The following is a 19,632-nucleotide window of genomic DNA, read 5'->3' as shown; positions in this document are numbered from 1 at the left end:
AGTAATTGTAGTATGCCTGTTTTTTTGTCATTATAAAGGGGACTACTAATTTGAAGGGGTGGAAATAATTGAACATTTTAGTTTTAGGAGGCACTCGTTTTTTTGGTAAAAAGCTTGTTGAACTCTATCTTCAAAATGGGCATAGCGTAACTATTTTAACACGTGGACAAAGTGGAAATCCTTTTGGCACAAAGGTGAAGCAGCTAATTGTTAATCGAGATGATGCCGATTCGTTGTCACAGGCACTATCAGGTACAACATGGGATATTGTCTATGATAATATTTGCTATTCTCCTAACGAAGCTCATAAAATATGTGAAATTTTAGAAGGTAAAACGAAAAAGCTCGTTTTCACATCTACTCTATCCACCTACGAAATAGACAGCATTGTCAAAACTGAAGAAGATTTTAATCCATATGATTATGAAGTTCGGATGGGGAATCGTGAAGATTTTTCGTATGGTGAGGGTAAGCGTCAAGCAGAGGCAGTACTTTTCAAAGAGGCCACGTTCCCTGTTGTCGCTGTACGTTTCCCGATTGTTATGGGGGAGAACGACTATACACGCCGTTTACATTTTCACATTGAACGAATTTTACAGGACCAGCCTATTTCATTACCAAATATTGAAGCAAAGATGAGCTTTATTACGGATGACGAAGCAGCAGCATTTTTATATTTTGCTGGCATTACACCAATTGAAGGACCTTATAATGCAACAGCTACGGGTGCAATTTCATTAAAGGATTTGCTGGGGCTTATTGAAGAAACAACCGGAAAGCATGCGAAAATTTCACTAGTAGGTGGCGATGAAATGTCGCAGTCACCGTATGGAGTTCCTGCAGATTGGTATATGACAACTACAAAGGCAGAGGCTGCAGGCTTTGCATTTAGTCAACTTCATGATTGGCTCCCTACTCTAGTGAAAAAATTAGTAAAAGAGTTACAATAGGATTTCACTAAATAAAAAACTTATCACCATAATGTGAGGTTGATTTCTGTTTCGGCTGGGCGCTTTGCCGCTGTCGCTTCGCTTTCGCACAGATAAAACATTTGCCGCTGTCGCTTCGCTTTCGCGCAGAGCAGAGCTTCCTGGGGGCGTCCGATGAGCCGCTTCGCTTCGCTGCAGGGTCTCGGGCCAACACGATGTTGGTCACGAAGGCGTTATCACAGGACGTGATGGTTTTAGCCTTCGTTCCTCTATCCGCTGATCCCCGAGGAGTCGCCCAGCCTCCACTCCAATCAACTTATTCACATGGCATATATTTTAACAAAATGTCATCCCAAACTTCCGATGATAAGCCATTAAAAATCTGCTAGACTTCTCCAAAGAAAGTCTAGCAGATTCATTTTCATCGTAGTTAATTGGCCTAATACTATAACAGTATCGTTTTTAATATTGCAACTGCTTCATCGATCTCTGCTTTTGAAACGGTTAATGGTGGTAGTAGACGAATAACATTTGGTCCTGCTCCTACTAATAATAAGCCGTTTTCCTCTGCTGCAGCTATATACGAGGCTACCTCAGTATCGCCACAACCAATGCCAAGAAGTAAGCCCTGACCCTGTACCGTATACGTAGTCGGTAGATTCTCTTTCAACTGCTTAACAAAATACGAAGATTGCTGCTGCACATTTTGTAAAAAAGCAGGTTCAAAAACATGATTAAGCACGGTTTCAGCAACACTCATCGCAAGTGGGTTCCCACCGAATGTTGTCCCATGTGTGCCAGGACCAAATGAATCATATAGCTCGGCTGTTCCAAGCATCCCACCAACTGGGAATCCACCACCTAGCCCTTTTGCCAATGTCACGATATTTGGCTTTAAAATCGTTTGCTCATAGGCATATCTTGTTCCTGTTCGTCCAATACCTGTTTGAACTTCATCGATGATTAGTAATATTCCTTTGTCGTCACAGACTTTAGCGATTGCTGCTGCGAATTCTGGTGATACCCTGTTAACACCGCCCTCACCTTGAATCATTTCTAGCATAATTGCCGCAACAGAATCGTCAATCGTTGCTTCAAGTGCTGACACATCATTAAAAGGAAGAATCGTAAATTTTTCAATAAGCGGTCCGAAGCCATTATGTATATTGCTCTGACCTGTTGCGGACATCGCTCCAAAAGTTCGCCCATGAAAAGATTTTTCAAAAGTAATAATATGATTTTTCCCTGTATGCTTACGAGCAAGCTTAATGGCCGCTTCATTTGCTTCCGCACCACTATTACAGAAAAATGCATAAGAAAAATGTGTATCTGCTATTAATTTTTGCGCAACCTTCTCCTGACCGGGAATATCAAATAAATTAGAAATATGCAAAAGCTTTTTACTTTGATCATGAACAGCCTCCACGATTGCAGGATGTGCATGACCAAGACTCACTACAGCAATTCCACTTGTAAAATCTAAATATTTTTTCCCAGCCGAATCTTCTACAACAGTTCCTTGCCCTTTGACAACTTGGGCGCGGCGTTTGCCATAGTTTCCAAATAAAGCACTCATTTTATCAACTCCTACTAATTTTGGCTATAACAATCTTCTTCTCTAAATAACTATATTGCTACCTCTATGCCATTGAAAGGTCACTCTTAAACTATAAAGAAGAATGACTTTTACTAATTTGCTTTCTTCATCCCCCAGATAAAATCGTCGTACCTACTAAGGATTCTCCAACAATTTGCACTGATGGAATGCCTGCACTTAAGCATTCGAGAGCTCCATTAACTTTAGGTATCATCCCTCCATAAATATGCCCCTCCTCAATCCATTGATTGATGAAAGAAGGTGTTGCTTTCGATTGATATTCATCGTTAATGCGAATACCACTTACATCCGTTACAAGTAATAAACTATCTGCATCTATTGCTAGCGCTATTTCACTTGCTACCGTATCTCCATTAATATTTAATGCCTGACCATGTTCATCTGATCCCACGCAAGCAATAACCGGTACAACCCCAGCACTAATTATTGCTTCTAGCAAAAATGTGTTGACGGTTTTCACTTCACCAACAAAACCGTATACGTCTTTATCTAGATAATCCGCTACAATTAACTGACCATCGAAGCCGTTTAATCCAATCGCAGCAATGCCAGAAGTCGTTAATTCATGAACAAGCGCAGGATTGACCTTTCCTATTAACGTTGACTGTACAATATCCATTGCAGCTTCACTCGTGACACGAATACCATTTAAAGCATGTGATTCTATTCCGCGCACCGCTAGTTCACGGTTAATAGCTGGACCACCACCATGGGTAATAATAAGCTCTATGCCGCTTTCTTGGAGTTTTTTAAAATTCTCAAAAAACGACTCATTTAAGCCCTCTAACGTACTTCCACCAAGCTTAATGACCATTCGTTTACGAGCGGTATGAGGCATTGATTTGAACGTAGTCATAAGTTAGATCACATCCCCAAGCATGCCCCTTGCCTTCCCCAATACCAAGCGACACATAGATTTTCACTTCATGCATTTTTAAAATTTGAATTAACCCATCCTCCGAAAATGGAATCGGCTCACCGTTTTCAACCATCGTAACACCGCCAATTTGGATCGTAATTTTTTCTGGATCAACTGTTGCGCCACTATAGCCTACAGCGGCAATAATACGTCCCCAGTTTGCATCACAGCCAAATACTGCCGTTTTCACAAGTGGTGAACCAACTACCGTTTTAGCAATTTTACGTCCTTCTTCATCCGAAAACGCCCCTTCAACTTCAACCTCAATTAGCTTCGTTGCCCCCTCACCATCTTTGGCAATCATTTTCGCTAAGTCTTCAGCTACTGTTTTCAATGTATAATAGAAGTTTTGCCAATCTGGATGGTCAGGAGTTAAAGCTACATTTCCTGCTAAGCCGTTTGCCATTACAACTACTGTGTCATTTGTAGATGTATCCCCATCCACTGTAATTGCATTGAAAGTCATATTTGTTATATCAGATAAGGTAGCCTGTAGCACATCTGATTCAATATTTGCATCTGTCGTAATAAAACCTAGCATCGTTGCCATATTTGGTTCAATCATACCTGACCCTTTTGCAACACCAGCGATAATAATCTCTTTGCCATCAACAATAGTACTGTAACTTGTGTTTTTCATAACCGTATCTGTTGTCATAATCGCTTGTGCAAAATCAATAGCACTTTCTAAATTATCCTTTGGCTCTAACTGATAAATCCCATTTGCCAGTGGCTCCATATTCATAATTTCACCGATGACACCCGTTGAGCAAACACCTACTAAATTTGCCCCGATACCTAGCTTTTCTGCCATGAGGGCCTGCATTGTTTGTGCATCCTTCGCTCCTTGCTTTCCTGTACAAGCATTTGCATTTCCGGAGTTGACAATCATCGCCTGCATTTTCTTCGTTGTATACACAACCTCTTTCGTTACTTTTAATGGTGCTGCCTGTACAGCGTTCGTTGTAAAGACACCTGCTACACTTGCGGGTACTTCACTAACTAACACAGCTAAATCTTTTTTCTTATGCTTTAAACCACAATGTAAACCCGCAGCTTTAAAGCCCTTTGGTGAAACAATATTTTTACTTGATAATTTTTTCATAATACTCGTGGATGCTATTAATGTCATAAAATTTTTCCTCCTTAGTTAATCAATTTTCCTTGGCATATAAAGAGTAGCTGACGCTCTGCTTTCGCTACATAAAAGATTCGCTGAAATAAGTTACAGAAAGAACGGAACAACATCTAATCCTGTCGTTTGTGGTAAATCAAATTGAACATTCATATTTTGAATGGCTTGCCCTGCAGCCCCTTTAACTAAATTATCGATGACGCCAACAATCGTGGCACGATTCGTACGGCTATCAACTTTCACCAAAATGTCGCAATAGTTCGAACCTTTAACGCGGTTTGTTCCTAGACTATTTACATCTGTAACAATCCGCACAAACGGATGCTTTTCATAGGCACTCTGTAAACAAGCAACTAGCTGCTTCTCTGTAACACCAGACATAACAGGTGCATATGAGGTAGATAAAATCCCTCTAGTCATTGGCACTAAATGAGTATTAAAAGATATGGTTGTATCAACCCCCGCGAACATTGAAATGGCCTGCTCGATTTCCGGTATATGCTGATGTGTATTCGTTTTATAGATTGAAAAGCTTTCGTTGGTCTCACTAAAATGCGTTGTTTGCGATGGTTTATTCCCAGCCCCAGAAATCCCACTTTTCGCATCAATCACTAAAAAGCTCGAATCAATCAATCGTTCTTTTAGCAATGGTAACAACGAAAGTAAAACGGCTGTTGGATAACACCCTGGATTTGCGATAAGAGGAGCATGTTGAACATTTTCTGCATTCCATTCAGTTAAGCCATATACACTTTGTTGAATAAATTCTAATGGCGCAGCTTTTTTACCGTACCATGCTTTATAACTCGCTGGATCTTGTAAACGGAAGTCACCAGACAAGTCTATTAATTTAGGACCTTTCCCTACCAATGGAGGTAATAACTCACTTGTCACCCCTGAAGGTGTACTTGTAAAAACAACATCAAATTTCTCCAAAGCCCCATAATCAATTTTTTGTAAAGGTGTATCGGCAATATTAACAAGATGACCAAACTTAGAAGAAAAATTTACGCCTTCTTCTGAAGATGTGAATAAATCGATCCGTTCCACCGCTTTATGATTATGTAAAAATCGAATAAGTTCTAAGCCACCATATCCGGTTGCACCAACAATTCCTACTTTCAATGCACTCACCTCTGAAATAAGTTAAAATTAGTATACGTCTGCATATTTATTAAGTCAACTGAATTTTTATTTATATCTGAATTTTTCGCAATATTTATTGAGTAATTGATTTTAAGACAAAATTTGAAGAACTAGACGAGTATTTGGCATGGTCTAATTTCTTGGATTCATTTGCGTTTGATTCTGATGAACATTCTTTTCGTGCATTTGCGGTGGAAAATTGCTTATACCCAATAAAGATACCATTAAGAAAAAAATGATAATAACAAAGTTTTTGGGAATATTTGTAGAATGATAATATATAATGAAAGAAACATAAGTAACCTTGGTTAATAAAAGGACGGGATTATGAAAAAGGGGAATATAAATTTGAAAAAAATTTTTTTAATATTGAGTTTGTTATTATTAGTTGCGTGTTCAAATGATGAAGTTAAATATGATGGAGCACCTTTAAAAATTGCTGTAGTTGGTGATATTCCTGAATTAAATAACGAAAAAATTCATTTCGAACCAATTTCATTAGATGATTTTAGTGAAGATACATTGCATATTTCAACAAATTTTGATGCTGTTATGATAACACCAGTGATGTTTGAAGAAGCATCAGATGATAGATTTGTTAAAGTTTATAATAATTCTAAAATGCCAATTATTTTTTTTGATTCAACAAAACGTCATTTTCCATTTACAAGAGAAGGGGTTACCTATGAAACAGCTCATTGGGAATCATTAAATAATAGATCTCATACAACAATTTATTTATCTGATAACGATGCAAATAGAGAAGATGCTTGGTATTTCTATTTAAAAGGTGAAAAAGAGTTAGATATCCTTTACAAAGATATTTTCCAAAAGATCGAAACATTATAAAGGTATATTTTCATGTATTTTCCATCAGAAAACCAGCGTATTCGAAAATTCTCGAATACGCTTTTCATTTGAGAAAAAAATACTCAAGTTAAACAGCGCTTTTTAAAAAAGAAAGCAGGAATTTTTCGTCGACCGAATAAATTCCTGCTTCATATAATTAATCTTCCATCGTAGATAAATCACCAGTTGGTAAATTTAACTCCCACGCCTTTAACACACGACGCATAATCTTACCACTGCGTGTTTTTGGTAACTTATCCTTAAATTCGATTTCACGTGGTGCTGCGTGTGCAGATAAGCCCTTCTTAACAAAATTACGAATATCCTCTATCAATGCATCTGAAGGTTCAACTCCCTCACGTAATGATACAAAGGCTTTAATAATTTCACCTCGGACAGGATCTGGCTTTCCAATCACCCCTGCCTCTACTATATCGGGGTGCTCTAGTAGCTTACTTTCTACCTCGAAAGGACCTACCCGCTCACCAGCTGTCATAATAACATCATCTACACGCCCCTGGAACCAGAAGTAGCCATCATCATCCATATAGGCAGAGTCCCCAGACACATACCATTCACCTTTTAAGAAATAGGATTCATAACGCTCTGGATTTCCCCAAATTTGACGCATCATTGCAGGCCAACCACGTCGAACCGCTAAATTCCCCATTGTAAAAGGTGGTACTTCATTACCCGCATCATCAACAATCGTCGCATGAATACCTGGTAATGGTTTACCCATTGAGCCTGGCTTAATATCCATAGAAGGATAGTTACAAATCATATGCGCACCAGTTTCTGTCATCCACCACGTATCATGAATGCGTTGACCTAACTCATCAGTCCCCCAACGAATTACCTCTGGATTTAACGGCTCACCAACAGATAAAATGTGACGTACCGAAGATAGATCATAGTTCTCAAGCATACCACTACCAGCACCCATTAACATTCTGAAAGCAGTTGGTGCACTATACCAAACTGTTACACTATAATCCTCAATAGCTTGGTACCAAGCTTGTGGTGAAAATCTCCCACCAACAATTAGCATTGTGACACCATTTAACCATGGACCAAAAATGCCATACGCTGTGCCTGTCACCCATCCTGGATCAGCTGTACACCAGTAAATATCGTCTTCACGCAAATCTAATACCCATTGCGTAGATTGATATTGTTGAAGCATTGCATTATGAACATGCAATACGCCCTTTGGTGCTCCAGTTGATCCAGAAGTATAATGAAGAATCATACCATCCTCTCTGTCCACCCATTCAATATCAAATTGAGAAGATGCTCCTTTCAAGCGTCTATTAAAATCTAAAATTTGTGTTGTTTCCTCTATATCAGATCCTACTAAAAAGACGTGCTGCAAATGTGGTAGCTTTGCTAAAGGTACGCGTTCAAGTAACTCTGGTGTTGTCACTAATACTTTAGCTTCGCTATCTGCAAGTCTGTCATAAACAGCACCTTCCATGAATGCCTCGAATAGTGGACCTACAATCACACCCATTTTCAATGCGCCTAATAAAGAAAAATAAAGCTCCGGTGAACGCGGCATAAAAATAAATAATCGATCACCTTTTTCCAAATTTGTTGCTGCTTTAAAAACATTTGCGGCTTTATTCGTCAACTTTTTCATTTCATTGAAAGAATAAGCCTCTTTACGCTTTCCATCATTAAAATAAAGTGCAACTTTGTTTTTTCGATGCGTTTCTGTATGACGATCAATTGCCTCGTATGCCATATTTACAAGCCCTGTTTCATACCAACTGAACCCCTTTTCTGTCTCTGTCCAATCATGTGTTGCCGCTGCTTTCTCATAATCAAGCAAATTATATTGCCCCGGTAAAGCATTCAACTTCTCCAACATTTTCATCCCCATGAAACTACCCCTCTCTTTGCGATCGCCTTAGTATATTAGTAAGCAAATTTTCAATTATGCCTCGGCATAATTGCGTCCGGAATCGGCTTAGTGCTTGCACAAAGCCGATTTCATGACATCCGCCGGAGGCTTTAACTTCTTTCAGCAGGTGTTTGGATACCCGTTGAAAAGTAACTTAATTCAGCATCAGCATTCTTCTCACCATCTATAGAAGTGGGAGACTTCTGTACCTGCCGCTACGCTTTCGGTACAAAAGTGATTTGTAACTGCCGTTTCACTTACGTTACAAAAAACATTTGTAGCTGATGCTTCGCTTTTGCTACAATAGACATTTGCTGAAAGAAGTTAAATCGTAATTTCATTAATTCCCCCTTAAAAATCCGCCACCTTCTCCAAAGACAACTACGTTATGTAGCACTTGTTATACAACAGTTAAGGTAGTGTAAAATTAGTGAATGCTTATTCACACTACATTCATCTGTTGAATAACAGATGCAATATACATATATTTTACACGAAATCACTAAGAATGTCTTAATATTTTCACTTTTCTAAAAACACAGGTATATTTTGCAAAAAGTAGCGTTTTTCCGCAGGAAATCAGCTATAATGGAACTATTAAACTCAGGTGGTGTAATTATGGAACACAAAAAAACTTTTTTTTCTGTCACAAAGGAAACAAAGCATGGTACTGTGTATGTGGAAGGACCTGTTCCTCCAGAAAAATTAGCGACATATTCATTCCACGAAGGCTTGGTTGCTTTTAGACCTCCAAAGCAACAGCAGCAAGCCATTATAGAAATTGCAGGACTTCCTGAAGGACGAATTATTATTATTCGAAATGAAAACATTATTGTAGGCTACGTTACTTATCTATATCCCGATCCACTCGAACGCTGGGCGGAGGATCGTATTGATAACATGATTGAGCTAGGTGCTATTGAAGTCATTCCAGACTATCGTGGTACAGGTGCTGGTAAAGCACTACTAGCCGTATCTTTTATGGGAGATGAAATGGAAGACTATCTTGTTATCACTACCGAATATTATTGGCATTGGGATTTAAAAGGGACTGGTTTAAACGTTTGGGATTATCGCAAAATGATGGAGAAAATGATGGGCTCTGCCACCTTCGAATATTTTGCTACAGATGACCCTGAGATCACATCACATCCTGCTAACTGCCTGATGGCACGTGAAGGCAAACGCGTGCCTCCTGAGACAATGGAAAGATTCGATAGACTTCGCTTTAAAAATCGCTTCATGTATTAAAACCAACACAAAGGGGATGAGTATATGATCGTAGAAGAAATTATGAATAATGAGCCCTACACGTTGGCTCCGACAAATACAGTGGTTGAAGCGCTGAAGTTCATGCGTGAGAAAAAAGTACGTCATTTACCAGTTGTAGATGAGGAGCATCATGTTCTTGGGGTGATCACTGAAAGAGATATTAAAGAGGCATTGCCTTCCTCGTTACGGGATGAGCCTAATTCACCAGTTTTTAATGCAAAAGTGGAAGAGATTATGATTAAAAATCCAATTGTCGGTCATCCTCTTGATTTCGTAGAGGAGGTTGCTCTTACTTTTTATGAATCTAAAATAGGCTGTTTACCAATTGTCTCCGGAGGAAAATTAGTTGGGATTGTCACTACCACAGATTTACTCTATACATACATAGAGTTAACTGGTGCCACTGAACCTGGCTCAAAAATTGAAATTCGTGTATCCGATACGCCAGGAATATTATTTGAGATTACTAAAATTTTTCGTAAACATCATGCAAATGTCCAAAGCGTCTTAGTTTATCCTGACTCTGAAAATACGCAAAATAAAATTTTAAGTATCCGAGTAAAAACTCTCAATCCACTAGCTATGATTGAAGAACTTCGTAAAGAGGGCTTTGATGTATTATGGCCTAATTTACCAGGTGTTTCATTACAATGAAAAAAGCAGTATTTGTGTACTCGCCAGAGCAACTCGGATATAAATTTTCAGATACCCATCCTTTCAATCATAAACGCTTGACGCTTACAATGGATTTGTTAAAGAATATTGATGCTCTTGATGATTTGGATATCGTTCCAGCTCGTGTCGCAACAGAGGAAGAACTTTTACTTGCACATGATCCAAAATATATTGAAATCGTTAAAAGAGCAGGACATGGTGAGCTTTCAGAGGCACAATGTGAAAGCTACGGCATAGGCACCGAAGATACACCCATTTTTGAAAATATGCACGAAGCAAGTGCACAGCTTGTCGGTGGAACATTAACAGCTGTCGATTATGTAATGGAAGGAAAAGCCGAGCACGCCCTCAATCTAGGAGGAGGGCTACACCACGGCTTCCGCGGCCGTGCATCAGGTTTTTGTATTTATAACGATAGTACAGTAGCTATTCGCTATTTGCAGGAAAAATACAATGCTCGTGTACTTTATGTAGATACCGATGCCCATCATGGAGATGGGGTGCAATGGAGTTTTTATGAAGATCCAGATGTTTGTACATTGTCTATTCATGAAACAGGGCGCTATCTTTTCCCCGGAACTGGTAATATTACGGAACGCGGGAATGGACAGGGCTATGGCACTTCTTTTAATTTTCCAATTGATGCTTTTACAGAAGATGAGAGTTTCCTAGACATATATGAAAAGGCTATGCGAGAAGTCTTTGAATTTTTCAAGCCGGATGTTGTGTTAACGCAAAACGGCGCAGATGCACATTATTTTGATCCATTAACACATTTATATGGAACAATGAACATTTATAGAGAAATTCCAAAGCTTGCGCATAAATTAGCACATGAATATTGTGGGGGGAAATGGATTGCCGTTGGCGGTGGAGGCTATGATATTTGGCGTGTTGTGCCTCGCGCGTGGTCGATGCTATGGCTTGAAATGACAGATCAGCAATTACCAACAGGCCCCCTACCACAAGCTTGGTTAGATCGTTGGCAGCCAGAAGCACCAGTGCCTTTTATTCCAACTTGGGAGGATCCAAATCCATTGTATGAGCCAATCCCTCGAAAGGCTGAGATTGAAGAAAAAAACGCGCAAATGCTAACCAAAGCGCTTCATATTATTCGCAATGAAAAACACGTTTAACACTATGCCTCACGACAATCGTGAGGCTTTTTATTTTCACCTTAGTCCTCTATCGGTTACTTTCGGCTTTCAATCTCTCTATAAAAAAAACACGCAAATCCATTATCAGATTTACGTGTTAATTACTGTTATTTACTTTTGACAGACTGTCGATGTTCTATACGATGAGGTAAAATAACCGCTTCGTCCTCAACAGGCTCTTTGCTCATCAATTTAGTTAGCAAGCGCATTGCGACAGCTCCGATATCATACAGCGGTAATGCGACACTTGTTAGCTGTGGACGAACCATGCGTGCTAATTTTGAATTTTCAAAGCTGATCACTTCGATATCCTCAGGTACATCTTTACCTGCATCCTGTGCACCATGAATCAATCCAATTGCTAATTCGTCACTACCTGCAAAATAAGCAGTTGGAGGATTTTCAAGTGAGGATAATGATTCCCACGCCTCTAAGCCCATATCATAGCTCGATTCTTCTGCAGCGATTAGTGATTCATCTATAGGTAAACCTGCGTCTTGTAAGGCTTTTTTATAAGCTTCAAGTTTGAATTTTCCATTAATAGTATACGTAAGCGGACCTGTTACGAAAGCGATTCGCTTATGGCCATTTTGAATGAGTAATGTAATCGCCTCATAGGCTGCTTGGAAATAATCAATGTTAACAGTCGCAATTGTTTGCGATTCATCTACTGAACCTGCAAGCACAATTGGTACCGGTGAATGATCCATAGTTTGTTGCATTTTTTCAGTTACTTCATCACTCATCATAACAATACCGTCAACCTGTTTTCCTAGCATTGTATCCAGTAGCTGAAGCTCTTTATCTTCATGTTGGTCTGAGTTGGCTAAAATAATATTGTAACGATACATTGTTGCAATATCCTCTACACCACGTGCCAGCTCCGCATAAACATTATTTGCAATATCCGGGATAATCACGCCAACTGTTGTTGTTTTCTTACTTGCTAATCCACGCGCTACTGCGTTTGGACGATACTCTAATCGTTCAATTACTTCTAATACTTTTTTTCGTGTTGCCGGTTTTACGTTTTGATTACCATTGACTACACGAGAGACCGTTGCCATAGAAACATTTGCTTCTCTTGCAACATCATAAATTGTAACAGTCATCGTACGTGCCTCCCTTTTTTCCTTTTATAGCCTTATCATACGATAATTTTCATATTCTTTTCAAGAAGCAGTATGTACATGAAAAGAAAAACCAAGTACAAATAGTACTTTTCTAGTCATTATTTTGTCACTATATAGTAAACACCGCCTGCCGATTAAAGCAAGCGGTGTTTATCAACATATCAATTATGCCCCGGCATAATTGCGTCTGGAATCGGCTTTGTGCTTAAGCCTTGCGTGATGCAGGTCAGTTAGCTGTTATCGCATGGATGCGATGGTTTTAGGCTAACATCCCCTAAGAACTCCTTTCCGATTCCCTGACATCCGCCGGAGGCTTTGGGCCAACAGATGTTTTTTGCGCGAAAGCGTAGTGCAACGTAGCGACAGCACAGATGTTGGTCACTCAGTCGTGTGTTGTTGCTGTCGCTTCGCTTTCGCACAGATAAAACCGTGTTGCTGTCGCTTCGCTTTCGCACAGATAAAACCGTGTTGCTGTCGCTTCGCTTTCGCACAGATAAATTGCCACAGGACGTGGCGTTCTTAGACTGAGTTTCTCTATTTCAGCGGGTGTTTGGACACCCACTGAAAAGTAACTTAAATCTGCATTCATCTCACCACCTATAGAGGTGAGAGACTTCTGTACCTGCCGCTACGCTTTCGGTACAGAAAATAATTGCTGAAAGAAATTATGCATTGATTTCATGGCTCTTCATGAATTTTTGTAGTGTATCGTAGAAAGCATCAAATGTTGGAATATCCATTTGTTGTTGTGAATCAGAAAGTGCTACAGATGGATCTGGATGCACCTCTGCCATAACGCCATCAGCTCCAATAGCAATTGCTGCCTTAGCACATGGTAATAGTAAATCACGACGACCTGTTGAATGCGTTACGTCTACAAATACTGGTAAATGCGTTTCTTGTTTTAAAATTGGTACAGCAGAAATATCTAATGTGTTACGAGTTGCTTTTTCGTAAGTACGAATACCACGCTCACAAAGAATGATGTTCTCATTTCCTTTAGACATAATGTATTCTGCAGCGTGAATGAATTCATCAATTGTCGCCGCTAAGCCTCTTTTTAAAAGTACAGGTTTATTTGTTGCACCCGCAGCTTTTAATAATTCGAAGTTTTGCATATTACGTGCACCAATTTGGATAACATCGATGTAATCTAAAGCTTCCTCTAAATGACCTGGTGTAACGATTTCCGTAATAACGCCTAAACCGTATTCCTCTGACACACGTTTTAAAATTTTAAGTCCTTCTAATCCAAGACCTTGGAAGTCATATGGAGAAGTACGTGGTTTATAAGCGCCGCCACGAATTAACTTTTCACCTTTTGCTTTAATAGATTCTGCTACTGCCGCTACTTGTTCGTATGATTCTACAGCGCAAGGTCCAAATACGAAAGATGGTTTTCCTTGGCCAATTAGCTCACCATTCACATTAATGACAGTATCTTCTGATTTTTTCTTACGGGAAACAAGTAATTCTTTTTTCTTATCCGCTTCAAGTTGTTTTAAAGCTGTTTTAAAGATTTGCTTAAATATATAATCAACCGTCATTTGGTTTAATGGACCTTGATTGTGCTCTTTAATAAGATCAAGCATATGGCGTTCACGTAACGGGTCATAGCGATTCACACCTTGTTTTTCTTTAATCTTACCGATTTCATCAACTACTGCTGCGCGTTCGTTAATTAGACGAAGAATTTCTAAGTTTAAACCGTCTATTTGACTACGTAAGCTTTCTAAATCTTTTTGGCTCATGTTTCTTGCTCCTCTCCTCATGACAGACACTTTCAGAACTCTGAAATGTATGTTACATTTTTAGATATTAGCAACATTATAATCAATGTTGCACAGAATGTCACGCATTTTTAATTTAGCGCTTCAACTCGCTAAATTATATTAACATATTACAAGAAAGGAAGCGAGTATAACGTTTCGTGACATCCGCAGGAGGCTTTGGGCCAACAAATGTTTTTTGTGCGAAAGCGTAGCGTCAGCAACACGATGTTGGTCACTCAGGCGCTTTCACAGGATGTGAAGTTCTTAGCCTGAGTTCCTCTATGCCAGCTGAATTTTGCTGAAAGAAGTTAACATATAACTAGAAAGGAAGCGAGGACATTGAGTTCAAAATTATTTGCACTTGATATCGGTACACGTTCTGTAGTAGGCATTATTTTAGCTGAAGATAATGACCGCTTTCACGTGGAAGACATCTTAGTAAAAGAACATAAAGAACGCGCCATGGTTGATGGTCAAATACATAATGTCATGTATGTGGCAGATTTAATCAATGAAATTAAACATGAACTTGAAGAGAAGCATGGTCCTTTAAAAAAAGTGAGCGTCGCTGCGGCTGGTCGCTCATTAAAAACAGAACAAGCAAGCGTGACGATCAATATACGTAATCGACCAATCTTTACAGAAGAAGATATAAGTCGTTTAGAACTGCAAGCTGTTCAACAGGCACAGCAACAGCTCCTTCAACAAAAAGAAGACGCTAAAATAAGCCACTATTATTGTGTTGGTTATTCAGTTTTATACTATCGTTTAGATGGCGAAGAAATTGGTAGCCTACTCGATCAGCAAGGTGATGAAGCACAAATTGAAGTTATTGCTACGTTCTTGCCACGAGTTGTCGTAGAATCACTTATCGCGGCTCTTAAACGCGCGGATTTAGAAATGGATGCACTAACATTAGAACCTATTGCAGCTATTAATGTGCTTATCCCCCCAACAATGCGTCGTTTAAATGTGGCGCTTGTTGATATTGGTGCTGGTACATCTGATATTGCCATTACCGATAAAAGTACCGTTGTCGCATATGGCATGGTACCAACAGCTGGTGATGAAATAACAGAGGCTTTAAGTGACCACTACTTACTCGACTTTCCAGTTGCCGAAAAAGCGAAACGTCAACTGCAAACAGATGAAGAAATTTTAATTCAGGATATTTTAGGCTTTGACCAATATTATCCGAAAGAAGAAGTTCTTCAAGCAATTGAACCTGCTGTTAAGCAACTTGCAAAAGCCATTGGGGAAGAAATTTTGCGTCTTAATAATCGCATAGCTCCTAAGGCAGTAATGCTTGTTGGTGGAGGTAGCTTAACACCAAATCTTACAACTGAACTTGGACTGGTACTAGATTTACCTGCCAATCGCATTGCCGTTCGAGGGATTGATGCCATTCAAAACTTAACGAAGGAAGATCATATCAAAGCATCTCCTGAATTGGTGACCCCAATTGGTATCGCCATCGCAGCAAAAAAAATGCCTATTCAATATATGAGTCTAACTGTCAATGAGCAAGTAGTTCGCCTTTTTGAATTAAAGGAAATGACCGTTGCCGATGCATTTTTAGCAGCCAATATTCGAGCAAAGCAATTATATGGAAAACCGGGATATGGATTATCAGTGAATGTAAATGGACAAGATATTTTCATCCCTGGTGGTCACGGTCAGCCGGCAGAAATTTTAGTGAATGGTCATCAGGCATCCACAAAAACGATGATTAAAACAGGCGATGCTATCCAGCTAATTGAAGGCCAAGACGGTCAGCCAGCTAATGCTACGGTGAGAGATATTGTAGATGATGCTGCCATTAAAACAATTACAATTCAGCATACAAAATATGTAATTGAACCACAAATAACTGTTAATAGTTCTAGTGCATCACTCGATAGTGCATTAAATGATCGAGATGTTGTGATGTTTGAAATATCCGAAACAGTCGAGGATGTATTTAAGCTCACAAATAATTGGGAGTTATTAAAACAATTTGAGTCATTTTATATTCAAGTGGACGGAAAGCCACTTTATTTACCAGAGTTTTCAGCCCATCTAATGATTAATGGTAAACCAGCTAAAATGTCATATGCTGTCCAAGATGGTGATGTACTTACATTTCAGCAACAAACATTCCCTACTGTTCAACGGATTGCTGACCAAATGAATGTTTTACTTGAGGATAAAATCATCATACACTTTCAAAACGAAGTGTTAGAGCTGAAGAAGATGGCCAACGAAGTTCTCGTTAATCATGTAGTAGTTTCACCTCTTTCAACCGTTCCAAATGGAGCAACACTTTCATTTAAAGAAAAAGACCGAAGTCGTTGGATATACCAGGATGTGTTCCGCTTCTCTAATTGGCAACTACCTACTACATTTAAAGGTAATTTTACAATTTTACGAAATGGTCAACCGGCCAGCTTTGATATGGAGATTTTCGGCGGGGATAAATTAGAGATTTTACTAGAAAAAGCGCCCATATCTTAAAAAAAGGGATACGTTACATCTATGATAAGATGTAGCGTATCCCTTTTATCTATTATGCGCGAACTTCTTCACTTTTTTCTTCAGCTTGTTCCTTTTTTTCACTAGCATCCTCTGCTTTAGGTTCTTCACTAGGAATGAAATCCTCCAGTGGCTCTTCACCCTCAAAAGAAACAGTACCATCGTCAAAAACAGTTGGTGCTTTTGCTGATTTTAATATTTTTACTTTCTCTACTAATTGTGTAGATTGTTCTTGAATTTGTTTAGATAATTGAACCGTTTTATCTTTAGCAGTTGTCGAGAAATCTGCACTCTTATCTTTTAAGTTAACAGCTTGTACTGCTACATCGCTACGTAAATCTTTCCCTGATTTTGGAGCTAGTAATAAGCCTGCAGCTGCACCTACTATACCCCCAACTAATGCGCCAATAACAAAATCCTTCATGTTCACTCGCTCCTCTTCATAGATCGACTCTTGCGGTTGATAAAGCTGTGGCAATGAACTTTCAAGTTGTTGTTCCTTCACTTCATTATAATTTGGCTTTTGAGTTGTCATGCAACAATTCCTCCCCATCTTATTATCTAATTTGCTTAGACTGGTTGTCCATCTGCTTTCGCGGATGCATTCTTCAACATATGCTTAAGACTTTATTTTTATTCCGTTGACATTTAATGCCACCGAATAATAATTATTTTTTACGGCCCCATTTTCTTTTCGGTTTTTCCGACTGCTCTGATTCAGAAGAATAAACATCTTCTTGAATCACCTCATTGGCCTGATCGATAATTTTACGATTCTTCCACTTATCTGCAATGCCAATTGCGACATTACTCCATTGAACAACTTGCGCAATTTTTTCTTCATTTTGTTCCACAGTTTTAGAAATTGAAGAAGTAATTTGCTGTACAGATGTATTTAAACCATTTACAGAGTCGCCAATTCCTTTGACTGCATGAACAACGGAATTTAACTGTTCAGATTTTTCTTGAATATCCTCTGCCAAGCTATTTGTTTTGGATAGTAAGGAAGTCGTTTCACGTGTAATACCTTCCATTTGTCCTTCAATACCCGATAATGTTCCAGCTAAACTGTTAAGGATTGGTTTGAGCGAAAATAATGTCATTCCAACGCTCACACAAAAAATTAAAAAACCGATTGCTGCGATAATTGCTGCAATATACAAAATAACTTCCATAACTAGACCTCCTACAAGTAAAAATTCTCTTTACTATTCATTTCCTTAAATTCGACAAAAAAAACTGAATTCCTCCTCATTTTTGAGAAAAAACAGCTTATTCCTTGCGGACTAAGCTGTTTCGTTGTTCTTTAGCACGTCTTCAAAAGCATCTTGGAATTTGTGAACATCGCCTGCGCCCATAAATAAAAATACTGCGTCCTTATGCTTTGTTAACACTTCAATTCCTTCAGTGGTAATCACTGCACTGCCTTCAATTAAAGACGCTAAATCTTGGATTGAAAGTGCGCCTTGTGTTTCCCTTGCAGAGCCAAAAATATCACATAAGTATGCTGTATCTGCAAGACTTAGACTATCCGCAAAATCCTGTAAAAAAGCTTGTGTACGTGTAAATGTATGTGGTTGGAAAATAGCTACTAACTCACGATCCGGAAACTTTTGTCGTGCTGATTGAACCGTTGCACGGATTTCTGTTGGATGGTGTGCATAGTCATCTATTAAAACATTATTCCCAATATTCGTTTCTGTAAAACGTCTTTTTACACCTTTGTATGTGTATAAACGTTCTTGAACGATTTCTGGTGAAATACCTTCATATTGGCAAAGTGTAATAACAGCTAATGTATTTAATACCGCATGATCTCCAAATAACGGGATAAAGAAAGTGCTATAAAATTCATTACGGACAAATACATCAAATTTTGTACCCTTAGTTGTTTTTTCAACATTACGAGCTTCAAAATCATTTTCAGCCCCAAAACCGTAATAAACAACAGGCACCTTTGCTTGAATACGTTGTAGATGTTCATCATCACCGCAAGCAATAATTGCTTTTTTAACCTGTAGTGCTAATGATTGAAATGCTGAATAAACATCCTCTATGTTTGCAAAGTAGTCTGGATGGTCAAAATCAATATTAGTCATTACAGCGTAATCGGGATTATAAGCTAAAAAGTGTCGACGGTATTCACATGCTTCCATCACAAAGAAGTCAGCATTTTCATGTCCAGCTCCTGTTCCATCACCGATTAAATAAGAAGTTGGTTTATACCCACCTACAACATGAGCCATCAAGCCTGTTGTTGATGTTTTACCATGTGCACCAGTAATAGCAATCGACGTATAATTACCGATATATTCACCTAAAAATTTATGGTAGCGAATAACTTCTACACCGATTTCACGAGCACGCTCTAATTCAGGATGGTCATCAGGAAATGCGTTCCCTGCAATAACTGTCATACCTTCTTTAATATTATCTGCGGTAAATGTAAAAATTGGAATATTACGATCACGTAACGGCTGTTCCGTGAAGAAATATTTATCAACATCTGAGCCCTGTACTTGTTCACCAGCATCAAATAAGATTTGTGCAAGTGAACTCATGCCAGAACCTTTAATGCCTGTGAAATGAAAAACTGTCATTAATTAAACC

Annotated in this window: 17 protein-coding genes; 6 read left to right on the top strand and 11 right to left on the bottom strand. The window is 38.8% G+C overall.

Translation table 11 applies throughout. The features are described from left to right. Positions 1-68: 68 nt before the first annotated feature. Positions 69-950 carry an NAD-dependent epimerase/dehydratase family protein gene (locus ACQKOG_RS11180; RefSeq protein WP_370075759.1) on the top strand — a complete coding sequence of 294 codons (882 nt, stop codon included), beginning with the start codon at positions 69-71 and terminating at the stop codon, positions 948-950. Positions 951-1,374: 424 nt separating this feature from the next. On the opposite strand, the gene ACQKOG_RS11175 is transcribed toward ACQKOG_RS11180, so the two are convergent. The 4 genes from ACQKOG_RS11175 to argC all read right to left on the bottom strand — a co-directional run bounded on the left by ACQKOG_RS11175 (position 1,375) and on the right by argC (position 5,726). Next, positions 1,375-2,505: an acetylornithine transaminase gene (locus ACQKOG_RS11175; RefSeq protein ID WP_370075761.1), complete on the bottom strand. Its 1,131-nt coding sequence runs from the start codon at positions 2,503-2,505 to the stop codon at positions 1,375-1,377. A gap of 127 nt (positions 2,506-2,632) precedes the next feature. Further along, entirely contained in the window at positions 2,633-3,403 is a 771-nt protein-coding gene (gene argB / locus ACQKOG_RS11170; protein ID WP_370075763.1) for an acetylglutamate kinase, read from the bottom strand. Next, complete coding sequence (argJ, locus tag ACQKOG_RS11165; RefSeq protein ID WP_370075765.1) at positions 3,366-4,598, bottom strand: bifunctional glutamate N-acetyltransferase/amino-acid acetyltransferase ArgJ; 1,233 nt, start codon at positions 4,596-4,598, stop codon at positions 3,366-3,368. Before argJ ends, argB begins: the two co-directional genes overlap by 38 nt. Positions 4,599-4,691: 93 nt before the next feature. Further along, the gene (argC, locus tag ACQKOG_RS11160; RefSeq protein WP_370075767.1) at positions 4,692-5,726 is read right to left on the bottom strand and encodes an N-acetyl-gamma-glutamyl-phosphate reductase; all 1,035 of its coding nucleotides are present in this window, start codon (positions 5,724-5,726) and stop codon (positions 4,692-4,694) included. Between the two features lie 369 nt (positions 5,727-6,095). Between argC and ACQKOG_RS11155 the strand changes: the two genes are divergently transcribed. Then, entirely contained in the window at positions 6,096-6,596 is a 501-nt protein-coding gene (locus ACQKOG_RS11155; RefSeq protein ID WP_370075769.1) for an amino acid oxidase, read from the top strand. A gap of 157 nt (positions 6,597-6,753) precedes the next feature. Here ACQKOG_RS11155 and acsA read toward each other — a convergent pair whose 3' ends face one another. Then, positions 6,754-8,481 (bottom strand): acetate--CoA ligase, encoded by a 1,728-nt coding sequence (acsA, locus tag ACQKOG_RS11150; RefSeq protein ID WP_370075771.1) that lies wholly within the window; start codon positions 8,479-8,481, stop codon positions 6,754-6,756. A 639-nt stretch (positions 8,482-9,120) separates the two neighbouring features. Here acsA and ACQKOG_RS11145 point away from each other — a divergent pair. The 3 genes from ACQKOG_RS11145 to ACQKOG_RS11135 are packed head-to-tail and all read left to right on the top strand — an operon-like array spanning position 9,121 to position 11,585. Then, positions 9,121-9,753 carry a GNAT family N-acetyltransferase gene (locus tag ACQKOG_RS11145; RefSeq protein WP_370075773.1) on the top strand — a complete coding sequence of 211 codons (633 nt, stop codon included), beginning with the start codon at positions 9,121-9,123 and terminating at the stop codon, positions 9,751-9,753. 24 nt (positions 9,754-9,777) lie between these two features. Then, a complete protein-coding gene (locus ACQKOG_RS11140) occupies positions 9,778-10,428 on the top strand; it encodes an acetoin utilization AcuB family protein (protein ID WP_370075775.1) in 651 nt (216 codons plus the stop codon). Next, positions 10,425-11,585, top strand: coding sequence for an acetoin utilization protein AcuC (locus ACQKOG_RS11135; RefSeq protein WP_370075777.1), 1,161 nt, complete (start codon positions 10,425-10,427; stop codon positions 11,583-11,585). The genes ACQKOG_RS11140 and ACQKOG_RS11135 overlap by 4 nt, the downstream gene beginning before the upstream one ends. A 128-nt stretch (positions 11,586-11,713) precedes the next feature. On the opposite strand, the gene ccpA is transcribed toward ACQKOG_RS11135, so the two are convergent. The 3 genes from ccpA to ACQKOG_RS11120 form a co-directional block, all read right to left on the bottom strand. Then, positions 11,714-12,718: a catabolite control protein A gene (gene ccpA / locus ACQKOG_RS11130; RefSeq protein ID WP_370075779.1), complete on the bottom strand. Its 1,005-nt coding sequence runs from the start codon at positions 12,716-12,718 to the stop codon at positions 11,714-11,716. Between the two features lie 403 nt (positions 12,719-13,121). Next, positions 13,122-13,328, bottom strand: a complete 207-nt coding sequence (locus tag ACQKOG_RS11125) for a hypothetical protein (RefSeq protein WP_370075781.1) — start codon at positions 13,326-13,328, stop codon at positions 13,122-13,124. Positions 13,329-13,404: 76 nt separating this feature from the next. Next, positions 13,405-14,490: a bifunctional 3-deoxy-7-phosphoheptulonate synthase/chorismate mutase gene (locus ACQKOG_RS11120; protein ID WP_370075783.1), complete on the bottom strand. Its 1,086-nt coding sequence runs from the start codon at positions 14,488-14,490 to the stop codon at positions 13,405-13,407. A 360-nt stretch (positions 14,491-14,850) separates the two neighbouring features. Between ACQKOG_RS11120 and ACQKOG_RS11115 the strand changes: the two genes are divergently transcribed. Further along, entirely contained in the window at positions 14,851-17,004 is a 2,154-nt protein-coding gene (locus ACQKOG_RS11115) for a cell division FtsA domain-containing protein (protein WP_415732897.1), read from the top strand. A 52-nt stretch (positions 17,005-17,056) separates the two neighbouring features. Here the strand turns inward: ACQKOG_RS11115 and ACQKOG_RS11110 are convergent, their stop codons facing one another. The 3 genes from ACQKOG_RS11110 to murC all read right to left on the bottom strand — a co-directional run bounded on the left by ACQKOG_RS11110 (position 17,057) and on the right by murC (position 19,622). Next, positions 17,057-17,557 (bottom strand): YtxH domain-containing protein, encoded by a 501-nt coding sequence (locus ACQKOG_RS11110; RefSeq protein WP_370075787.1) that lies wholly within the window; start codon positions 17,555-17,557, stop codon positions 17,057-17,059. Positions 17,558-17,690: 133 nt separating this feature from the next. Then, the gene (locus tag ACQKOG_RS11105; RefSeq protein WP_370075789.1) at positions 17,691-18,197 is read right to left on the bottom strand and encodes a DUF948 domain-containing protein; all 507 of its coding nucleotides are present in this window, start codon (positions 18,195-18,197) and stop codon (positions 17,691-17,693) included. 111 nt (positions 18,198-18,308) lie between these two features. Then, complete coding sequence (gene murC, locus ACQKOG_RS11100; protein WP_370075791.1) at positions 18,309-19,622, bottom strand: UDP-N-acetylmuramate--L-alanine ligase; 1,314 nt, start codon at positions 19,620-19,622, stop codon at positions 18,309-18,311. Between the last annotated feature and the right edge of the window lie 10 nt (positions 19,623-19,632).

The sequence above is a fragment of the Lysinibacillus sp. NPDC093216 genome, assembly GCF_050280325.1.
Classification (GTDB): Bacteria; Bacillota; Bacilli; order Bacillales_A; family Planococcaceae; genus Lysinibacillus.
Note: the sequence above shows the minus strand (reverse complement) of the source record. Positions and strands in the feature narration are given on the sequence as shown.

Bases quoted from the DNA above. Each gene is read 5' to 3' on its own strand.
- ACQKOG_RS11125 (WP_370075781.1), bottom strand. From the start codon at position 13,328: ATGAATGCAGATTTAAGTTACTTTTCAGTGGGTGTCCAAACACCCGCT.
- ACQKOG_RS11110 (WP_370075787.1), bottom strand. From the start codon at position 17,557: ATGACAACTCAAAAGCCAAATTATAATGAAGTGAAGGAACAACAACTT.
- argB (WP_370075763.1), bottom strand. From the start codon at position 3,403: ATGACTACGTTCAAATCAATGCCTCATACCGCTCGTAAACGAATGGTC.
- ccpA (WP_370075779.1), bottom strand. From the start codon at position 12,718: ATGACTGTTACAATTTATGATGTTGCAAGAGAAGCAAATGTTTCTATG.
- ACQKOG_RS11120 (WP_370075783.1), bottom strand. From the start codon at position 14,490: ATGAGCCAAAAAGATTTAGAAAGCTTACGTAGTCAAATAGACGGTTTA.
- ACQKOG_RS11145 (WP_370075773.1), top strand. From the start codon at position 9,121: ATGGAACACAAAAAAACTTTTTTTTCTGTCACAAAGGAAACAAAGCAT.
- ACQKOG_RS11105 (WP_370075789.1), bottom strand. From the start codon at position 18,197: ATGGAAGTTATTTTGTATATTGCAGCAATTATCGCAGCAATCGGTTTT.
- argJ (WP_370075765.1), bottom strand. From the start codon at position 4,598: ATGACATTAATAGCATCCACGAGTATTATGAAAAAATTATCAAGTAAA.
- acsA (WP_370075771.1), bottom strand. From the start codon at position 8,481: ATGGGGATGAAAATGTTGGAGAAGTTGAATGCTTTACCGGGGCAATAT.
- ACQKOG_RS11135 (WP_370075777.1), top strand. From the start codon at position 10,425: ATGAAAAAAGCAGTATTTGTGTACTCGCCAGAGCAACTCGGATATAAA.
- ACQKOG_RS11175 (WP_370075761.1), bottom strand. From the start codon at position 2,505: ATGAGTGCTTTATTTGGAAACTATGGCAAACGCCGCGCCCAAGTTGTC.
- ACQKOG_RS11140 (WP_370075775.1), top strand. From the start codon at position 9,778: ATGATCGTAGAAGAAATTATGAATAATGAGCCCTACACGTTGGCTCCG.
- murC (WP_370075791.1), bottom strand. From the start codon at position 19,622: ATGACAGTTTTTCATTTCACAGGCATTAAAGGTTCTGGCATGAGTTCA.